Source organism: Comamonas sp. SCN 65-56 (assembly GCF_001724135.1).
Taxonomy (GTDB): Bacteria; Pseudomonadota; Gammaproteobacteria; order Burkholderiales; family Burkholderiaceae_C; genus Comamonas_C.
The window spans coordinates 1-16089 of sequence record NZ_MEDS01000034.1; the positions used below are offsets into that span (position 1 = coordinate 1).

The window sequence follows — 16089 nt, forward strand, 5'->3', positions numbered from 1 at the left end:
AAAAAGCGTTCAATCATTGCAGCCCGTATCGTCAGAATTTTGTACGTGTGGTGTGGCGTCTGCGCAATCACCTCAAACACCTTCTCAATGTACTCATTGGGTACCCGCTCATGAAAGAGGTCGGACATTGAGTTCACAAAGTAGACCGTCGGCTTCTTACGCTTGATGGGATCATTGAGGCGGTCCGGCAAGAGCGTCAAAGCAAATCCGTTCTCATAGCCCGGCGTGCCCATTGCCTTGAGTCGTTTTGCCATGGCTTCCGCATAGCAGTGTTTACACCCAGGAGAAATCTTGGTGCAACCCACTGTTGGATTCCACGTTTGCTCTGTCCACTCAATTTTGCTGGTCGTTGTCATACCGTTACCCCCCACTTCGTTAGCTTAGCCTTGCCGGTTGGCGGTGGTCTAAAAGTTCGCACAATTCCCCTGACCACACCAATGATCCTCAGCGATTTTTGAGGTTCTAGAGGCTGCATGCTGGCGTTTCGAGGCACTAGGCGAGGCCGTCCCTCGAACATCTGGAATTCTTTCACCGTGACGTGGCCATCCGCCTCCGCAATCACGATTTCGCCTGGTGCAGCTTGATGCGCAATCTCAACCGCTGCGATGTCCCCGCTCAGGATCCCAGCGTCCACCATTGAATCGCCGCGCAACTTTACAAAGACGGTTTTTAGAGGCTTTGCCGTCAGCATTTGGTCTAGAGCCTGAGCTTGCATAAGGCCATTGGCCTCAAAGTCGGCACCAAATCCTGCGCGCACCTCGTCGTCACTGAGGTCCAACGTAAAGAATCTCTCGCTCGGTGCCACGCGTCCCCCAGGAGACTTCACCAAGTGCCCACTTGAGATGAGTCGGCCGATGAGCTTGAAGGCGGCGTTTTTGGCCTTGAACCCCAGATGGGAAGCGATCCGACTGTAAGACGGAAAGCATCCCTCACTCCTATACAGCGCTCGGAGACTGAGCAAATGCATCGTGTCGCGGTTGGTTCGGGCCATGCTCGATATTTTAGTGAACAAACGTACACTAATCAAATTCGACTCACCAACGCGCCTTCAGGTATCCAGCAGACTTCGATCTTTCCCCAGAAGCGCCTGCGAATCAGAACTTGCGACTACCATTGGGCAGACCGCGTCAAACGAGATCACCTATGCAGATTTTTGCTTCCGGCGAAGGCCGTAAATTGAATGCTCCGGATGAGTTCTTGCCTCAGGGATCTGTAGGCAAGGTGGTGGGTCTCATTGATCTGGGGAAGAACAATGGATCCAATCATTTCGGTTGGTCTGGGGTCAAAACGGTCATTGACTTCGAGGGCGACGCTTACGTTTTGGATTTCCCAGAGCACAACCGCTTGGTAACCGACGATGGGCTCGAACTCACGCAGACAGATGCAGGGGAAGTTGGAGGCTGGTGGCCCGATTCGGGCGATATTCAGCGCTATGGACTGCGCTGGATCGAATTGACGTACTGAGCCATCCTTCGACTTGCCAAGCGCAGCTCCAGTAGAGCCGAGCGAGGGGGCAGAAAGGTGGCCCCCACTTTTCCGACGAGAGGTATTTTCACTATCGGTGAACCCCAGCTTTGTTATCTGAGGGCCTGTCGTCTACCTTCCTGGCTGCCTTTTCAATGAAGGCTTTGAAGACGAGCTGCAAGTTGCGAACCGGTAGCCTGCGTTAGCCCCGCGCGGCCATCGACCAAAAACAATGACTTGCAAAACGGCCGGTATAGCCACGATCGATCATCCACGGCCACCCAGCTGCGATGCGGCATTTCGTTGGCCCAAAGCCAGGCGTGGCACTCCGCCTCCCGCTGATAGCCTACTAGCGTATTCGGGACGTTCGTTAGATCGCAATATCTGGGGGTGACGCCGTCGATCATCGCGGCAATGTCCGGAGAGAACCTTTGCAGGAGATCCTCATAGGACTTCTCCAGGCGCCAGGTGCTGGTGATCACGACTTGGCACTCTGCCACCTGCCGTAACGCATCTTCCAAGATAGGTAGGCAACAGAAGTGCCTCGACTCGTGGCAGTGCTCTGGGTGCAGGACCCCATCAAAATCCAGAAAGAGTATGGGCACAGCGCGACTTCAGAAACAGATTTCCAACAGCTAAATATTTTTCCGAGTTAGCGAGCCAATGAGACTATTTGGTCGTGGTCTTTTTAGTCTCATTGGACGGAAATCGGGTGGATGTCTTCCCGAAAGCGTGTTCCACCCCAAGCCGACTTTGGTCGGGCGCTGCAGCAACTGCGCGCGGCACGCGGCTTGGTTCAGGAAGACATGTTGCTGGCAACGAGCCGCCGACACATCAGTCGCATCGAGCAGGGACATCAAGTGCCCAGTATCCGCACCATCGAGGTATTGGCCGAGCAGATGCAGATACACCCTTTGACCTTGATTGCTACCGCGTACTGCCCAGACCTGGACACGAACTTGGTCAATGAACTCCTCAGGACCGTCAAAGCGGACTTCAAGGGCATCATTTCAGACTAGGCGTGGCATTCCGAGTCGGCCTGTTCTTTGGCATGCTGAACCAGAATTTGAAGCCCTTGTATCAGACCGGTGCCAATGGGTGTGGCATCTTGGCGTTGCAGCATCCGATTGACGATCTCCCGATCCACGGCAGTGCTGAGCAAGCACAGTGCTTCTTGCAGAGTTTCCAGACCCACTTCCAAGCTGTCGCCTGAACGCTTGGCTCCCGCCTTGGTCAGAAGCAACAGGGTGAGCGGTAAGGCAGCACGAGCGGGATCATGATCCCCGCTCCAACCCGAGCCAGACAGAAGGTCTCGGAGCTGGTCTGACACCAACAAAAGGTGGTTGCTGAAACGCGACTACGCTATCGTTGGTCGCGCGCAGGCGACCAGGTGCTTCCAGCATGCGCATGGCGGCAGAAACGTGACTCACAGGAACGCCGGAAATCATGGACGCGGCGGCTTTTGCGTCGATCTCGGTGCCGTGGGCCAGCAAGCCTGCATACAGCGCGACAAGCTCCTGGGCCGTCTCAGGCTGACGCCCCAGCAGCGTCGTGCTGATCTTGGTGCGACTATCGATCTCCAAGATGATGTCTGGCAACTGCGTCGTGCCAATGGTTTCGCTCAGGAACTGGTTCGTGCGGCGCAGCCTGGCTCTTCCTCCATGGCCCTGATGGCCGGGATTCGCACTGAACCGCCTTCATCGATTTTGAGCAAACCTTTCTCTAGTCCGGCCTCAACATCTGCAAGTCCGGGCGGTCTCCGAGGGCGGTCGGCTCACCACCGCTTGGGCGAAGGCGTGGATGCGTCCGATGGAAAGCCCTTGCAAGTTCCACAAATGGACGCCGAGCGTCTTATACGCGAGTTGACCTCTTTGAGGGCTTTCAAGCTGTGTTTGCCTGCTTATTGCTTGAGCCACTCAAGGACTGAAATCCCAGGCGAGATGCTTTCCTCGTGCATCGCGGCTGTGCACTTCGGGCACGTCAATTTTCGGGGCCTGATGAGTTTCCGCGTGGACCGGTATGCAAACGTGCTCCTGCGGGACCAAACGCCGCAAAAACTTGCCCGAGCCAATTGAGTCCAAATAGGCATTGCATTTCCGTTTTCTATTTTTTCTTTTCAAAGTAGGAAAGCTACATCAGTCAACAACTTAGCGTTGCCAGCCATTTCGGTTTTTCATTTGTTGGTGCGAAACGGAAAGTAAAGTTAGAGCCCGTCGTTCGAAATGCATCGTCGAAACGGTAAGGAGGGCAGCGCCGCCTGCCTTCAATGCGGAAGCAAGGAGCAGCGCTTTCATGCGTTAGAGAGTTTTTATGAAAGTCATGGTCGGTGCTGAACGCTCGGACGCGTCTCTCGTAGAAATTGCATGGGAGTCAAATCTTGCGGCCCGCGGGAGGCTTGCGCAGTACCGCGCTCCTGCATTTTCGTACTCTGGGCTGATCGACGCGGCGCTGTTTGAAGCGCATCGCTAACCTGCGGCTGTACTTAATGCGGGGATCTGTTTGTGGATGGCATTGGACCCACCAGCGCCGAATCCACCAAACCACAACTGCAGTCACTAGCATTGCGAGCATCACCCAGACGAGCTTGCCCGGCACGCTGATCATCAGGCGGGTCATACCAGCCCCCTTTGTCGCGAGCTCTTGCCGAATGCAGTTGCCATCGCGTCGATATGGGCTGGTACGTTCATCCAACCATCCTTGGAATAGACATGAGCACCTCGCGCAAATAGTCAACAAGCGTGCTCAAGATCCACGGTCCGACAATGATCAGCGCGAAGATCGCGGCAATCAGCTTCGGGATGAATGAGAGCGTGGCCTCGTTGATTTGCGTAACTGCCTGAAAAATGCTCACGACCAGACCAACCAAGAGCACGACCAGTACGATGGGCGCGGCAATCATCAGTAGTAGATGGAGACCGGTTTGGCCCGCAGTCAGGACTTGCTGAGAATCCATAGCGTGAGATCTATCGACGCGCCGCATGCGCCAGATCCACGCCGCGGATCAGTCCTCCTCCAGATCCCAGACCAAGTGGGCGTCGATCATCAGACGGCTCTGAGCCCGCAAGGCTTCGACCCGAGCCTGCTCGGCTGCAATGGTCGCGTCAAGGGCTTGTTTGCGGGCAAGCAGCAAGCCCTGCAGATCGACCTCTCCAAGGCTGTAGGCCCTCTGAGTAAGGCGGGCACTGTTCTGCGTAGCGGTCAAGCCTTGGGAGGTCAGGCGCCAGCGTTCATAGCTGCCCATCGCATCGATATAGGTCTCCGTCACTTCCATCTCCACTTCACGGCGCTTGCCGTCCAGTCGGGTGCGCGCTGCCTCGGCCTCCTGCAAGGCCTGCAACATGCGTTCGTTCCGGTAGGTTCCCGCAAGTGGGATGCTGACGCTCACGCCGTAGATGCGCTCGCTGCGCCGTGCTTCTGAGGCGACGAATACTCCGACCGTTGGATCGGGAGTCCGGTCCGCACGCAAGCGGTCCGCAGTAAGCGCAGCCTTTTTGGCCAAGCCCTCGGCCACCCGGATCGGGTCGCTCTCGGCCAGGATGCGCTCAAGCCACTGTGCTTGCGGAGTCTCCAGCGGCAGGGGGTCGGCAATTGGCTGAGGAAGCTCGGTGATCAGGGGAAATCGCGCTCGCAGCTTGGCCTGGGCCTTAGCTTCCGCAGTCGTGGCCGCATTGAGCTGCCGGTCCACCTCTATGAGATCAGTCGTAGCGAGATTGACCTCCAGGACCGACGCATCTCCGGCTTTGCGGCGGCTTTCAACGGCTTTGAGACTGTCCTGAGCGAACCCGCGTTGCTCAGTGATCACGTCCTTGAGCCTGCGCGATGCGACCACATCCATCCAAAGGTCGGCAAGCGTTCGCGCAGACTCGTGCAGCGCCTCCCCTACTTGGGCCTTGGCTATGCCGATCTCCACGTCGCCGATGTCGCCATCCAGCTTGGCCTTGCCCCCAATCCTGAACGCTCTTTCCAAGCCTGCTTCCCATTCGTTGGAGCGTCCTCCTGCGCCATACCGTCGGCTTTGCACAGTGGCCCGGGTAGTCCACTCATGCGCCCCCGCGCGAAGCGCTGCGGCGCCGTGCCCGCTGGCGGCCAGCGTACGGCGCGCTTCCAACACGGCTGGATCCTGATCCAACGCTTGGCGCACCAGGGGTGTTGCCAACAGCTCGGGTACGGAACCGTTTACCCACGCGCCGGCCGGCGCGCTCAAAGTCATCAACGCGGCCGATCCCGCGATAGCAATCCACTGTTTCATTCCACTACCCCTTCAACACTCAGTTCGCTAGCCCAGAAGCACAAGCCAGTGCCCTTGAATCTCAGTCGCACCATCTCCAGCGTGCTGCTCAGTTGCTCTTGGTCCAAGATCAATTGGATTTGTACGGCTGCGCCACGGCCCATGACCTGCTCGGCCCCAGACAAGCGGCCGTGAGGCGTGCCATGGCTAAAAGTGGGCGTGCTCGTGAAGACCTGGTCAGGGACTGCGGTCAGCAAGGCATCAAGCAACTTCTCGACAATTTCAGGGCTGCATATCAGTGAAAGACAATGTTTAGGCATGTGATACCTCCTGTGCAGGAGCTTCGATCGTCCTCTTGGGATGGGCGAAGCGCAGGTAAAGAATCGGCAGGAGGATCAGCGTCAGCGCCGTGGCGGTGATGAGGCCGCCGATGACCACGATGGCCAGAGGCCGTTGGATCTCCGAGCCGGGACCCGTTGCGAACAGCAGGGGAATCAGTCCGAAAGCCGTGATTGCTGCTGTCATCAGCACGGGGCGCAGCCTTCGGCGCGCGCCCTGCGTGACGCATTCGACGAGCGATAGACCTTCGGCGTACAGCTGATTGAAGTAGCTGACCAGAACCACCCCGTTGAGCACCGCGATGCCAAGCAACGCAATGAACCCGACGGACGCAGGCACCGACAGGTACTCACCAGTAAGCCACAAAGCAAAGATCCCTCCAACAAGCGCGAACGGAATGTTGCTGAGCACAAGCAGCGCCTGTCGCACCGAGCCGAAGGTCGAGAACAGCACCAGGAAGATCACGCCGAGCGACAGTGGAATCACCAGAGTCAGCCGTTCTGCGGCGCGCTGCTGGTTCTCAAACTGACCGCCCCAGGCAATGCGGTAGCCTGTTGGCAGCTTCACAGCTTGGTCGACCTTCGCTTTGGCTTCTTCTACGAAGCCCACCAGGTCCCGCCCAGTCACGTTGGAGATCACCACGCTGTAGCGGCTTCCCATCTCCCGATCGATCTTCACCGGCCCACTCTCACGTTCGAGCTTTGCCAGCTCTTGCAGAGGAACGCTCTGCCCCTCAGGCGTAGTGATGGTGAGCGCCTCGAACTCCGACGGGGAAATCTTCACCCCGTCAGCTCCGCGCAGCACGATGGGTATGCGCCGATTGCCGTCGATGACCGTACCAGCGCGCTGTCCCTCGATTTGCACCCTGAGCGCATCCTGGACATCTTCGACCGAAAGCCCATATCTGCCCACTGCGACCCGGTCTACAACGACCCGCAGGTACTGCACGCCATCGTTTTCCACGGTGTAGACATCCTGGTTGCCCGGAACCTGCTTCATCAAGCCTTCGATCTGGCTGGCCAACTCGTTCAGCTTGTCCAGGTCAGGGCCGAACACCTTGATCGCGATGTCGCCACGCACGCCGATGATCATTTCAGAAACACGCATGTCGATGGGCTGCGTGAAGCTGTAGCTGATGCCAGGTAATTGGTCCAAAACGCTACGGATTTTCTCGATCAGCGCCTCCTTGTTCTCGAACTTCCATTCATCGCGCGGTTTGAGAACCAGGAAGGTATCAGTCTGGTTCAAACCCATGGGGTCGAGTCCGATCTCGTCGGAGCCCGCACGCGCCACCACGCCAGTGATCTCGGGGATCTCCTTCATCAGCGCCTGGTGGATCTTGAGGTCCAGCGCGGCCGTTTCTTCAAGGCTCACAGAGGGCAGCTTCTCGATCCCCACAATGATGTCGCCTTCGTCCATCTGAGGCATGAAGGTCTTGCCCACGAACGAGTACACCACCGCTGCTGCCACCAGCATGAGACAAGCAACTGCGTATACGATGCGCTCGCGGCGCAGCGCGAACGCCAGAGCGGGTGTATACGCCTTGAGAAGCTGGCGCGGAAGCCAGGGCTCGTGGTGCGCCACCTTGGTCAGCAGGAAGGAAGAGAGCACCGGGATTATGGTCAGGGACAGCACCAGCGAGCTGGCCAGCGCGAACACGATGGTCATTGCCACCGGAACGAAGAACTTGCCCTCCAGACCTTGCAAGGTCAACAGCGGCAGGAACACCAACACAATGATCAGAACGCCAGCGGCGACCGGTGCCGCAACCTCGCGCACTGCGCGGAACACAATGTGCAACCGCGGCAGCTTTCCTTTGGAATTGTCCTCGGTTTGGTGCTGGACGATGTTCTCCACCACTACCACGGCAGCATCCACCAGCATGCCGAGGGCAATCGCCAGCCCGCCGAGGCTCATCAGGTTGGCGGACATGCCGGCTGCGCGCATCAGCAGAAAAGTAGCCAGCGCGGACAACGGGAGCACCACAGCAACAGATACCGCTGCACGAACGTTTCCGAGGAAAGCTCCCAGAAGGACCAGTACCAGCACGGTGGCCTCCAATAGCGCACGAGAGACCGTGCCCACGGCTTTCTCAACCAACTGCGCGCGGTTGTAGAAAACCTTGAGTTCAACGCCCGCAGGAAGGGTAGGCTTGATCTCCTCGATCTTTCGGGTGACTCCTTCCACCACCTTCTGAGCATTCGCTCCGGCTAAGCCCAGCACCAAGCCTTGCACGGCCTCGGCCTTGCCGTCCATGGTCACCACCCCATAGCGTGTGACGCTTCCATCCCGCACCTGCGCCACATCCTGCAGTCGCACGCTGCCGGCCTTGTCGTACTTGACGACGATGGCCTTCAGATCGTCCTTGGTGCGGATACTTCCTTCGCTGCGTACCAGCAGAACTTCGTCACCTTCTCCGAGCCGGCCTGCGCCGTCGTTGCGGTTGTTCGCCTCGATGGAGGACTTGATTTTCGCGGCCGACAGGCCCAAAGCGGACATCTTCACGGGGTCCAGCACAACCTCAAAGCTGTGCACCTTTCCGCCCAGGGCGTTGACGTCGGCTACGCCGGGCACTGAGCGCAATGCAGGCCGGATCACCCAGTCGAGAAGGCTGCGGCGCTCCTCCAGCGTCATGTTCGGCGCCTCCACCGTAAACATGAACATCTCACCCAGAGGCGTGGTCACAGGTGCCATGCCCCCCGTGATGCCTGGCGGCAAGTCAGCGCTGATGTTTGCCAGCCGCTCGGATACCTGCTGGCGTGCCCAGTAGATGTCGGTACCGTCTTCAAAATCCACCGTCACGTCGACCAAACCGTACTTGGTGACAGATCTCAGAATGCGCTGCTTTGGAATGCCCAGCATTTCCACTTCGATCGGTATGGCAACCCGGCTTTCGATCTCCTCAGGAGTCATGCCAGGCGCCTTCATGATGATCTTTACCTGCGTGCTGGACACGTCAGGAAAAGCGTCGATGGGCAGGTTCTTGAAAGCAAACCAGCCTGCTCCCGCCAGGAGCGCAGCTGCCAGCAAAATGAATAGCCGCTGTGCCAGCGCAAATTGGACAAGGCGTGAAAGCATCTCAGTTGCTCCCGCCCTTGCCCTGCCACGCCGCCTTCAGTGCGATCACGGAGGCCGTGGCGACTTCTTGGCCGGCCTGCAGTGCGCCCGCAACACGTACCGTCTGCCCAGCGCTTGCCAGAACCGTGACCGGAGTTGCAACGAAACCTTTGTCCGTACGGACGAAGACGTACGCCTTATCCCCCTGGCGCGCGACCGACTGCAGAGGAATGGACCAACCGTCGGCCGCGTCGGCGAATGGGACCTGCACCTGCACGATTTCTCCCGGTCGCAGCTGTTCGGATCCTTTGGTGATAGCTGCTCTGAGCGTCAATATCTGGTTGTCGCTGACTGCCTGGCCAACGCTCAGTGCCTCGCCTTGTACGCCGGTGCGTCCGATCACAGTGATGGGTGCGCCTTTTAATGTTGCAACCTGCGAGTTGCGCACAGACGGAATCTGGATTTCCAGCCCCAGCTTGCTCGGATTTGCAATGCGCAGCAGCATGTCTGCCTGTTGAACGCGCTGGCCCGGCTTGACCGACAGCTCGGCCACCTGACCGGCGGCCTTTGCGCTGACGGTAACCGTCGACTCGACGTTGCCCCCTTCGGAGACGCGACGAATCCGTGCACTGTCGAGGCCGGCCAGACGCAATGCGGCCTCTGCCTGCCGCTTTCGGGCATTGTTTTGGGCCGCTGCGGCTTCTGCCTCCTGCACGCGCCGTTCAGGAATGATGCCTTCCGAGAAAAGTTGACGTTCACGCTGCAGTGTCTTTTGTGAGAGGCGACTGCTCGAATCCGCCTCCATCAGCTTCAATTGCAATTCGCCGAGCTCGGGACTGATCAGACGCAAAAGCGGCTGTCCGGCTTTGACCGAGTCGTTCTCGGCGACCAGCAGTTGGTCAACGACGCCGGCGAGAGGGGCACTGGCCAGTTGTTCCTGGCCTGGTGCGAGCACGACACGAGCGGAATAGGTCTGCCCAGAAGAGTCGCCAGCTTTGTCAAGGCGTTGCACTTGCACGCCCAAGGACTGCATCTGTGCAGCCGTGACGGGAAACTCGTCAGCCGCAATGGCAGCCAGCGGAGCAGCAGCAATCAGACAGGGGGAGACGAGCACGGCCAGGCGACCAAGCGCCAGCCGGGAAAAACGGTAAAGCATCGGAAAACTCCACAAGCGACCGCAGCCTTGGAATCAGGCGTGCGGTCAGGAAAAGCGAAAGAAAGGGCTTTTCAGGCGTGGAGCGGGGGAGCACGGCCCCCTGGGGGCAGACTTCGGAAGGACGGGAAGGCAGGCGCAACGTAAGTCGGCCAGACATGAGGCTCCCGTGCCTGTTCGGAATCGAATACTTCAGCGAACGCAAAGAAGAGCGCGACGGGTTCGCTAGCGGCACTCGGTTGGCCGAACAGGGCCTGCGGCTGAACTGCCATGGTGGCGTGCGCGAAGAGCGCCAGAGTGTCCCCGTCGTCCACATGCAGCGCATCGGCGCCAGCGCCATCGTGTACTGCGCCAATCCAGGAACCGTCGATTCCTGAGTCGTGGTGGTGCTGGTGAAGGGGTGAGGCAATCTGATCCCAGGCCAGAACGAGCACCATCAACCACTTTGCAATCCACAGCGCACGCGCCAGCGAGACCGGAGACCGGCTCGTCTGGAGAGGAAAATGGCGCGAAGGGAAGGACATGTGGAGCCGTATGTAGCAGCGGCATCCATTGTGCCGCAACTCGTGAATTTTTTGATAGGTCCTTAAAGGACAAAGTGCATGGACCGCTGCACACCCGAGGCCAATGCCCGGGTGTGCGAGCGGTCAACACACTCGTTGGCGATCAGCCGCCTGCACCGTACAGTTCCTGCCGGTACTTGCGCTCGTCTTCGGTCATGGTCAGGTACTCTTGCTGTACCTGCTCACGCGTTTTTCCAGGCCCCGTCATTTTCATTGGCAACGACGCGCCACGCGACATGATGGCCAGGGTTCCATCCTTGCGAGCCACCTCCACAGCCTGCAGCACCTCGCTACGCGACTTGGTGCTCTGCTGATGTTCAGGATGGGTGACGTAGCCGATCTCGCCTCCGGTGGTGTGGTACAGCGAAGACGCGGACGCCAAGCCCGGCGCGGCGATTGCCACTGCCGCCAGGGAAAGTAGAAACAATTTGCGAGAGCGCATGATGATGTCCTTTTTATTGAGATTGAGCCTTCGGCGACTCGCCTCGGCTATGCCTTTCGACATGGCTGTAACTTTAGAAAATGGGTGGCGACAACGCCCCAACTTCCATATTACAAATTTGTAATCACGATCCATCCCGCCCTCCCAGACAATTGCGCGATGAAGATATTGCTCATCGAAGACGAGGAAAAGCTGGCCATGTACCTGCGCAAGGGACTGGGCGAAGCGGGCCATCTCGTCGACACGGTTCACAACGGGGTTGATGGCCTGCATATGGCCTTGGAAGGCAACTACGACCTGCTGATACTGGACGCGATGCTCCCAGGCATAGACGGTTTCAGCCTGCTGACGGCATTTCGAAAGTCTCGTCAGACCTCAGTGCTCATGCTGACCGCCCGGGTCAGCGTGGAAGACCGCGTACTTGGTTTGCAGACGGGAGCGGACGACTACCTCGTCAAGCCCTTTGCCTTTTCGGAGTTGACGGCGCGCATAGACGCTATCGCCAGGCGGGCCCGCTCCAATGGCGAGACCTTAGAGCCGACGCAGCTGCGCTTGGCAGACCTGGAGGTCGACTTGATAAAGCGCAAGGCCACCAGGGCAGGCCAGCGGATCGACCTGACTGCCAAGGAGTTCCAACTCCTCACGCTATTTATGCGGCGCCAGGGAGGGGTGTTGTCCCGCACGCAGCTGGCAGAATTGGTGTGGGACATGAACTTCGACAGTGAGACCAACGTCGTCGAAGTGGCAATCCGCCGCCTGCGCAGCAAGATGGACGTACCCTTCGGAGTGCCTTTGCTCCACACGGTGCGAGGCATGGGCTATGTGATGGAGGAGCGACTCCCATGACACCGGCCGCCGCGCATCACTCTCTGCGCCAACGACTATCCTGGTGGTTGGCGCTGCAGAGCTTCGCCGGGCTGGGCCTAGTGTGCTTGGCCGTCTATGTCGTGACGCAGGCAAACTTCCACGAAAGGCAGGACGAGACGCTTGCTCAGAAGGAGACCGTCGTCCGGCACCTGCTGGTCGACGGAAAGGAGCACAAGAGCCCTGAAAACCTCGCCCACGAACTCCGCGACTTCCTGGTAGGCCACGGTGACCTGTCGCTACACGTCACGGACACAAATGGGGCCGTTCTGTTTTCGGATACCAGAAATCAGAATCAGCGCACCGTGTTGCGAGAGAGCGTTTTCGATGTCGGGCAAGCGTTGGACTCGGCCTCTGATGTCTTGCGGGTCAAGCTCTCGCTAGACGTCCAGACCGATAACCTGTTGCTGTACCGGCTGCGTCTTACGCTGCTGTTCGCCGCGGTCGGTGGAGCGGTCATCATCACGCTCGGGGGGTTCTTTTTGGTCAAAATAGGCTTGGCACCGGTCGGACATCTCGCGGAGCAAACCCGAGGACTTTCTGCCAATCGATTGCATCAGCGACTTGACGGAGCCTTGCAGCCTTTGGAACTGGTTCCTCTCGTCGATCAGTTCAACAGTCTCCTCGATCACATAGAGAAGGCTTACACGCAGATGGAAGGCTTCAACGCCGATGTTGCGCACGAACTGTGCACGCCACTGGCCACGCTCAAGACGAGCAACGAGCTGGCTCTGAGGAATTTGGGCGCTACCGACATCAGCGAAGTGCTGGCATCTAACCTGGAGGAGCTTCAGCGCCTCACGGGAATCGTCAACGACATGTTGTTCCTGTCGCAGGCTGACCGTGGCGTTGGCGCACGCAGGGTGCACACGCCCAGCCTGGCCGCGTTGGCCGAGGAGGTGCTCGACTATCACGAGGCTGCACTGGCCGAAGCAGGGCTCCAAGCCAAGATCATTGGGGATGCTGCGGGGGACTTCGACGTTCCGCTGCTGCGCCGAGCGATCTCCAACCTGCTAGGAAACGCAACACGCTACGCCAAGGTTGGGTCGGAGATCCAAGTCCGTATTGAAGCTCTTGGGCGGCAGCGGGTCATTCTCAGCGTTGAGAACTTGGGCCAGACGGTGGACGTCGAGGACCTGACCCACTTTTTTGATCGCTTTTTTAGGGGAGATCCATCCAGGGCCCATGGACAGGTCAATCACGGGTTGGGTCTGGCGATTGTCAGCGCCATCGCACGTATGCACGCAGGCCAGCCGATCGCTACGTCGGACAATGGAAGAACGCGCGTGGGAGTCGACATCTCAACCAGTGATATGACGTGAATCGGGAGATCACCGCGTCCAGCGCTGGTGGTCGTCATCTATGACGTAAGCATGTGAGTCACTGGCACGGGCCATGAACAGCAGCACGGTGGAAATGCGGGTAGCGGGGGCGCAACTCGCGCCGACCGGGGCAGAGGTGCTGAAGGTCGACACGAGCATTTCGCTGGAAGCGGAGCGGTCCGTGGCCAAGAAGTTGCTGGAATCGGTGGAACTAATTCGTCCAGATGCTGGCGCACAAACTAAATCTTAGGCGTTCAGATCCAAGCGTTTGCTCCTTGCAACCTATCGAACACCGGTCCGACCATCCCAGCCTTTGCCCGCTTGGGGTTTGGTCATGACGCGCGTCATCCTCCGTGTGCACGTAGATGCTGGTGATAGAGATAATCGCGTGGCCTCGGTTGTCACGTACAGTATTCAGATTCATGTTGTAGCTTTGACGGGTTGCTGCCCTGCGGCGCATCCAGTGGGTGGCTTGCTCCGCATGCGAAGCAGCTGCCTCGTGGGGTCAAGGCCCAGTGCCCGCAAGCGCGTTACGGTATCGCGAAGCACGCTTTTCACCAGTTCGTGCGCTGCACTGCGTCCCATGACGCTTAGCCCCACCAATAGGCGGTAGAAGCAACGATAGCGAATCACCCTCGCGCGGAGAGGGGCCAGGGCGTTCGCCCGTCGGCAACACACCAGCTCAGATACCAGCTCGTCGGTGGCCAGGATAGCTCGGGTTTTTTGCTTTGCCCCGAATCTTCAGCCACCAGCGCTCCCGGCCGTCGGTTCCCCGTCTCCAGTAAGAAACGCTCATTCAGTGAGTACGTATTGCTGTACCGTCACGTCACTCATGGCTGTGACCGTGACCGCTCTTTTCGGAATTGCTGGGCTTTTCGCAACCGGTCATTGAGCACAAAAAGGCAACAACCAGAAGCGTGCTGAAGAAGGTTTTGAGAGTATTCATAGTGATGTCTGTTTAGATGATGCTCAAGGAATATGCAGGATTGCGGCGCCGCGAAAATCGTCGCGGCGCTCTTATTTACTTCAAATGGGTTTGTTCATATCAAGTGTGAGAGACCCAAAAAATGGGGGGGTGTGGCAATTTGAAGAGTGCACTTCAATGGGCTACGGAGTTGAGCCCATCCGAGCAAGAATCTCGGGTGCAATGGGACACTTAGTCATATAGGTGAACTGGTAGAGCGCGGCCTCGGCACGCAGGCTTGCATGCTGGCTCCCACCATCTCCACCGCGCACGTGCACCCATGTATTGCGCTCCAAGCCCCCGATTTCTAAGATATCTGTATCTGGGATGCAGATATCAGACCCAATCACTGGACCCGCTTGATGTCGGTGTAGTCACCGCTTGTGCGCAGAATGACTTTCACATCAGCCTGGCCCCGGTTTCGCCAGAACCACCCGTGGTTGCCGGTGAACGCGGCTTCGAGCACGCCTTCATCGGTCGCAACGCCACGGCCTTTTTCGTAGCTGATCGACTTGCCCGGTGCGTCGCCGTGGGTGTCGAAGTTGACTTCCCCGTTTTCCACAACCCACTGATATTGCGTTTTGCCGCCTTCAACCATCTTCAGCTTGATCTCCGTGCCTTCGCCCGGGGTCAGCGTAAAGGGCATCTCGTCTTTCCATACCACTTTGGGCGCTGTGGAAACAGGAGAGGCTGCGACAGCGGGCGGACGAGCTTGTGCCTGTGCTGCATTGGCCGAAGCCATGCCAACTGCTGCCCCAGTTGCCTGTGCTGGAGCTCCTGCGGCGGCAGCTGCATCGGCGGCGGCCTCCGCTGCCAACTGCTTCTTGATCTCGCCCATTTCGGTCAGGCGCAGAATGCGACCAATTCCCGTGGGGTCAATGCCGTAGTCCGCTGGTAGCACAACGGCAACAAGGAGGACGACGGCTGAGATCAAAGCCAGAACGGTGGAGCGAAAAAGCTGCTTCGAAGAGGGCAGTTCTGCGCGGATGGGGGAATCGCTGTTGTACATGTTGAATGTTCCTTGGGTGTTCACGACACGAAATAGCCGGTGAGCTGCATGCCCACCAAAATGAAGCCCGCGCTCATCATGGCGACGTTTGCGGTGTAGGCGTGGCGAAAAAAGCTGGGTGTGCGGCGCCAGTAGCTCATGCCAATCAAGATGACGGCGAGGGCCAGCAGCTGCCCGATCTCCACGCCCACGTTGAAGGCCAGCAGGTTGGGAACCAGCCCGTCGGGCGAAATCTCGTACTCGATGATCTTGGTGGCCAGGCCAAAGCCGTGGAACAGACCAAACACAAGGGTTGCAACCTTGGTGTTGGGTTGGACCCCCAGCCAGCGCTGGAACGCGCCGATGTTGTCCAGCGCCTTGTAGACCAGGTAGCTGTTGATCCCGACGTTGAAGTAAACGCCCAGGATCATGGTGGTTGAGTGACCCAACGCAAACAGGCTCACGTAGATGCCGATGTGTTTGATCCGATAGAGGAAGAAGATCACGCCGAACAGGAACAGGATGTGGTCGTACCCGGTCATCATGTGTTTGGCGCCCAGGTACACGAAGGGCAGCAGATTGACGCCCGAAATTTCCTGGATATAACCCTTGTCACCCGCTGTGACTGCGTGGGCGAAAGCCTCTGCACTGCTGAACACGAGGCAGATGAAGAATGTGAAAAGTAGCAAGATACGGGGGTGCCCG

Annotated in this window: 20 protein-coding genes; 6 read left to right on the plus strand and 14 right to left on the minus strand. The window is 58.5% G+C overall.

The features are described from left to right. Both ABS45_RS16740 and ABS45_RS16745 read right to left on the minus strand, forming a co-directional pair. The coding region (locus tag ABS45_RS16740) for a DUF5131 family protein (protein ID WP_291557798.1) at positions 1–356 on the minus strand (356 nt) is incomplete at its 3' end. Further along, a complete protein-coding gene (locus tag ABS45_RS16745; protein WP_056745208.1) occupies positions 353–991 on the minus strand; it encodes a S24 family peptidase in 639 nt (212 codons plus the stop codon). The genes ABS45_RS16745 and ABS45_RS16740, both read right to left, overlap by 4 nt. Before the next feature lie 152 nt (positions 992–1143). On the opposite strand from ABS45_RS16745, the gene ABS45_RS16750 reads away from it, so the two are divergent. Continuing rightward, positions 1144–1464 (plus strand): hypothetical protein, encoded by a 321-nt coding sequence (locus ABS45_RS16750; RefSeq protein WP_192424955.1) that lies wholly within the window; start codon positions 1144–1146, stop codon positions 1462–1464. 152 nt (positions 1465–1616) lie between these two features. On the opposite strand, the gene ABS45_RS16755 is transcribed toward ABS45_RS16750, so the two are convergent. Further along, positions 1617–2069 (minus strand): HAD domain-containing protein, encoded by a 453-nt coding sequence (locus ABS45_RS16755; protein WP_192424956.1) that lies wholly within the window; start codon positions 2067–2069, stop codon positions 1617–1619. Between the two features lie 111 nt (positions 2070–2180). On the opposite strand from ABS45_RS16755, the gene ABS45_RS16760 reads away from it, so the two are divergent. Continuing rightward, positions 2181–2483, plus strand: a complete 303-nt coding sequence (locus ABS45_RS16760; RefSeq protein WP_082836262.1) for a helix-turn-helix transcriptional regulator — start codon at positions 2181–2183, stop codon at positions 2481–2483. Here the strand turns inward: ABS45_RS16760 and ABS45_RS16765 are convergent. The 8 genes from ABS45_RS16765 to ABS45_RS16800 all read right to left on the minus strand — a co-directional run bounded on the left by ABS45_RS16765 (position 2480) and on the right by ABS45_RS16800 (position 10244). Then, positions 2480–2707, minus strand: a complete 228-nt coding sequence (locus ABS45_RS16765; protein WP_291557810.1) for a hypothetical protein — start codon at positions 2705–2707, stop codon at positions 2480–2482. The genes ABS45_RS16760 and ABS45_RS16765 overlap by 4 nt on opposite strands. Before the next feature lie 31 nt (positions 2708–2738). Then, positions 2739–3062 carry a Tn3 family transposase gene (locus ABS45_RS16770; RefSeq protein ID WP_291557813.1) on the minus strand — a complete coding sequence of 108 codons (324 nt, stop codon included), beginning with the start codon at positions 3060–3062 and terminating at the stop codon, positions 2739–2741. Between the two features lie 772 nt (positions 3063–3834). Continuing rightward, a complete protein-coding gene (locus ABS45_RS16775; RefSeq protein WP_291557816.1) occupies positions 3835–4080 on the minus strand; it encodes a hypothetical protein in 246 nt (81 codons plus the stop codon). A gap of 67 nt (positions 4081–4147) precedes the next feature. After that, on the minus strand, positions 4148–4417 hold the full coding sequence (gene fliQ, locus ABS45_RS16780) for a flagellar biosynthesis protein FliQ (RefSeq protein ID WP_198846360.1): 270 nt from the start codon (positions 4415–4417) through the stop codon (positions 4148–4150). Positions 4418–4465: 48 nt separating this feature from the next. Continuing rightward, the gene (locus tag ABS45_RS16785) at positions 4466–5713 is read right to left on the minus strand and encodes a TolC family protein (protein ID WP_291557824.1); all 1248 of its coding nucleotides are present in this window, start codon (positions 5711–5713) and stop codon (positions 4466–4468) included. Further along, a complete protein-coding gene (locus tag ABS45_RS16790) occupies positions 5710–6012 on the minus strand; it encodes a DUF3240 family protein (protein WP_086914281.1) in 303 nt (100 codons plus the stop codon). Before ABS45_RS16790 ends, ABS45_RS16785 begins: the two co-directional genes overlap by 4 nt. Further along, positions 6005–9109 carry a CusA/CzcA family heavy metal efflux RND transporter gene (locus ABS45_RS16795; protein ID WP_086914282.1) on the minus strand — a complete coding sequence of 1035 codons (3105 nt, stop codon included), beginning with the start codon at positions 9107–9109 and terminating at the stop codon, positions 6005–6007. The genes ABS45_RS16790 and ABS45_RS16795 overlap by 8 nt, the downstream gene beginning before the upstream one ends. A gap of 1 nt (position 9110) precedes the next feature. After that, positions 9111–10244 (minus strand): efflux RND transporter periplasmic adaptor subunit, encoded by a 1134-nt coding sequence (locus tag ABS45_RS16800; protein WP_086914283.1) that lies wholly within the window; start codon positions 10242–10244, stop codon positions 9111–9113. Positions 10245–10399: 155 nt separating this feature from the next. On the opposite strand from ABS45_RS16800, the gene ABS45_RS16805 reads away from it, so the two are divergent. After that, a complete protein-coding gene (locus tag ABS45_RS16805) occupies positions 10400–10618 on the plus strand; it encodes a hypothetical protein (protein WP_157896632.1) in 219 nt (72 codons plus the stop codon). 289 nt (positions 10619–10907) lie between these two features. On the opposite strand, the gene ABS45_RS16810 is transcribed toward ABS45_RS16805, so the two are convergent. After that, on the minus strand, positions 10908–11309 hold the full coding sequence (locus ABS45_RS16810; RefSeq protein ID WP_233099875.1) for a DUF4148 domain-containing protein: 402 nt from the start codon (positions 11307–11309) through the stop codon (positions 10908–10910). A 96-nt stretch (positions 11310–11405) separates the two neighbouring features. On the opposite strand from ABS45_RS16810, the gene ABS45_RS16815 reads away from it, so the two are divergent. From ABS45_RS16815 to ABS45_RS16825, 3 genes are all read left to right on the plus strand, one after another. Beyond that, positions 11406–12092: a heavy metal response regulator transcription factor gene (locus ABS45_RS16815; RefSeq protein WP_198846357.1), complete on the plus strand. Its 687-nt coding sequence runs from the start codon at positions 11406–11408 to the stop codon at positions 12090–12092. Beyond that, positions 12089–13432 carry a heavy metal sensor histidine kinase gene (locus ABS45_RS16820; RefSeq protein WP_198846356.1) on the plus strand — a complete coding sequence of 448 codons (1344 nt, stop codon included), beginning with the start codon at positions 12089–12091 and terminating at the stop codon, positions 13430–13432. The genes ABS45_RS16815 and ABS45_RS16820 overlap by 4 nt, the downstream gene beginning before the upstream one ends. A 73-nt stretch (positions 13433–13505) precedes the next feature. Continuing rightward, positions 13506–13682, plus strand: coding sequence for a hypothetical protein (locus ABS45_RS16825; RefSeq protein ID WP_291557845.1), 177 nt, complete (start codon positions 13506–13508; stop codon positions 13680–13682). A 1060-nt stretch (positions 13683–14742) separates the two neighbouring features. Here the strand turns inward: ABS45_RS16825 and ABS45_RS16830 are convergent. Continuing rightward, complete coding sequence (locus ABS45_RS16830; protein WP_291557848.1) at positions 14743–15405, minus strand: transmembrane anchor protein; 663 nt, start codon at positions 15403–15405, stop codon at positions 14743–14745. Between the two features lie 20 nt (positions 15406–15425). Next, on the minus strand, positions 15426–16052 hold the full coding sequence (locus tag ABS45_RS16835) for a HupE/UreJ family protein (RefSeq protein ID WP_291557851.1): 627 nt from the start codon (positions 16050–16052) through the stop codon (positions 15426–15428). Positions 16053–16089 lie beyond the last annotated feature (37 nt).